The following is a 2089-nucleotide window of genomic DNA, read 5'->3' on the forward strand; positions in this document are numbered from 1 at the left end:
ACATTGAACCGAGAGATACGGCATCAGCGAAGGTAATTGAGAACCGAGGAAAAAATGCGGTCGGACTGACCGTGTTAGAAAACGCTCGCGGAGGCGATTTGACGGGGATCGACCGGTTAAACCAGGTCGATCTAGTTAAAAGCCTAAGAACCGAGAATCCCCCGCTACACCGCGCGAGCGGTTAGCGGGGGAGAGTCAAAAAGAACAGAAATTCCAGCCCGTGACCGCCCGTTTAAATTCCTCGTCGATGAATCTCGCCGTCGCAGCGATCCTCCTACCCACAACCTTTCAATACACCTCCGCCGCAATCCAGGAGATTGCCCTACAGCGTCTCTCGGTAGCGGTGGCGGCGGTATTAATTTTTGTGTATTGCCTGAGTCTGCTGTTTTCGATGAAGACCCACACCTATCTTTACGAGGTGGGGGTTGCCGATCTCGATCAAGAGTCGGGGGAAGCCGTAGGGGTAAAAAAGCCGAATCTCTGGCTGTGGGTGGGGATATTACTGCTCGTGACGCTCGGGGTGGCGGTCGAATCGGAATTGTTAGTTAATACCCTAGAGGAAGCCACGCATAAATTAGGATTAACGACCCTTTTCACGGGGGTGATCCTGCTGCCAATTATCGGCAACGCGGCCGAACACGCCACTGCGGTTAGGGTCGCCTTAAAAGACAAAATGGATCTGGCGGTTTCTGTCACCGTCGGTTCGAGTCTACAAATCGCACTTTTTGTCGCACCGGTTCTCGTAATCGCGGGTTATTTCATCGGTCAGCCGATGGCTCTCGATTTCGACATCTTTGAATTGGTCGCCGTCGCCGTCGCCGTCTGGCTGGCCAACTCGATCAGTAACGACGGTCGCTCGAACTGGTTAGAGGGCATATTACTGGTGGCGACCTACACGGTCATCGCTCTCGCTTTCTTTTTCCATTCCGCACCGGGATAGAGCGATCGGTCGTGCGAAATACAGTTTCTCGATCGGGATAGGTAGTAAAATTCTCCCGTTCCAGAACCTTTGAAGGAAAAGCCGAACGCCGAATATTTCGGTTTCCCCTGTCACGGTGAAGGTATAAAGAACGGACGAACCCGACGGCCATCTTAAGGAAAAAACCATGATCGAGATTGTGATCGCGATATCCACTGGTGTAGCGGCATTCGTCGCCACCAACCTCGACGATATATTGATCCTGACGATTCTCTTCAGCCAAACGGGAAAACTCTTCCGTCATCGCGATATCGTGATCGGTCAGTATATCGGCTTTAGTCTGCTTGTTATTGCCAGTTTAGCGGGGTTTTTCGGGTGTTTTCTCATCCCTACTCAATGGATTCGCTATCTAGGCCTCGTTCCTGTGATTCTCGGCATCTTTTCCCTTCTCAAAGAAGAGGAGAAGGAGGAAGAGCCGGAGAATGTCGAAGTCAACCTAGAGGGTGCGAAACATTCCCCCTTCGGTCGTTGGTTTGACCCGCGCACCTATAGCGTGGCTGCGTTGACCGTCGCCAACGGCAGCGATAATATCGGCATTTACGTTCCCCTTTTCGCCAGTAGTAGCGTAACAAGTCTGATCGTTATCGTCAGCGTGTTTTTGATTCTGGTGGGGGTTTGGTGTGCGTTCGCCTACGGGTTGACCAGCGTGCCGACCATCGCCACTATTCTAACCAGTCAGGGAAGTACCTTCGTTCCCTGTGTGCTGATCGGTCTGGGTATTTTTATCGTCAAAGAAAGTATTTCCCTCGCGTTTTTGGCCTTAGCAATTAGCTATCTCTGGGCGATCGTCGGTCGCAGTAAGGAACTGGCAAAAAAATAAAGTACCATTTATTTTCAAGGCAGAATCATCACATCCCAAGAGGGTAATTAGGGCTTGCTGAATAATGGTAAAACCCTTTTAAAATAAGGCTTTTGACCTGTTAAAATCCGATGTTAGTGCAAGAAAATAGGATTGGGACGTTCAAAAACCTGGCATTATCCTTCTTGTAGTACATCGCTTGGTACAAAAAACAAGGGCAACAAAGCCCGAAACGACCGACTCCTGACGACCGGCTACTGACTCCTACCCCCAGGAAAAACTTTTTCAGCAGACCCTAATTACACATCTAA

At 50.2% G+C, this 2089-nt stretch carries 2 protein-coding genes and 2 pseudogenes; 3 read left to right on the forward strand and 1 reads right to left on the reverse strand.

Features of this window, described 5'->3' with window-relative positions:
* Both PX482_RS20435 and cax read left to right on the forward strand, forming a co-directional pair.
* Positions 1-185: pseudogene (locus tag PX482_RS20435) on the forward strand (RNA-guided endonuclease InsQ/TnpB family protein); the annotation flags it as partial.
* Positions 182-940, forward strand: a pseudogene (cax, locus tag PX482_RS20440) (calcium/proton exchanger); the annotation flags it as partial. The pseudogenes PX482_RS20435 and cax, both read left to right, overlap by 4 nt.
* Here cax and PX482_RS20445 read toward each other — a convergent pair.
* Positions 900-1223: a hypothetical protein gene (locus PX482_RS20445; protein ID WP_288122943.1), complete on the reverse strand. Its 324-nt coding sequence runs from the start codon at positions 1221-1223 to the stop codon at positions 900-902. The pseudogene cax and the gene PX482_RS20445 sit on opposite strands and share 41 nt — an antisense overlap.
* On the opposite strand from PX482_RS20445, the gene PX482_RS20450 reads away from it, so the two are divergent.
* Positions 1107-1799: a cadmium resistance transporter gene (locus tag PX482_RS20450; RefSeq protein ID WP_002763660.1), complete on the forward strand. Its 693-nt coding sequence runs from the start codon at positions 1107-1109 to the stop codon at positions 1797-1799. The genes PX482_RS20445 and PX482_RS20450 overlap by 117 nt on opposite strands.
* The last annotated feature ends 290 nt before the right edge of the window (positions 1800-2089 follow it).

This window comes from Microcystis sp. M53602_WE12, assembly GCF_030065455.1.
GTDB lineage: Bacteria > Cyanobacteriota > Cyanobacteriia > Cyanobacteriales > Microcystaceae > Microcystis > Microcystis aeruginosa.

Coding starts and splice junctions, on each gene's coding strand:
- PX482_RS20450 (WP_002763660.1), top strand. CDS start 1,107: ATGATCGAGATTGTGATCGCGATATCCACTGGTGTAGCGGCATTCGTC.
- PX482_RS20445 (WP_288122943.1), bottom strand. CDS start 1,223: ATGACGGAAGAGTTTTCCCGTTTGGCTGAAGAGAATCGTCAGGATCAA.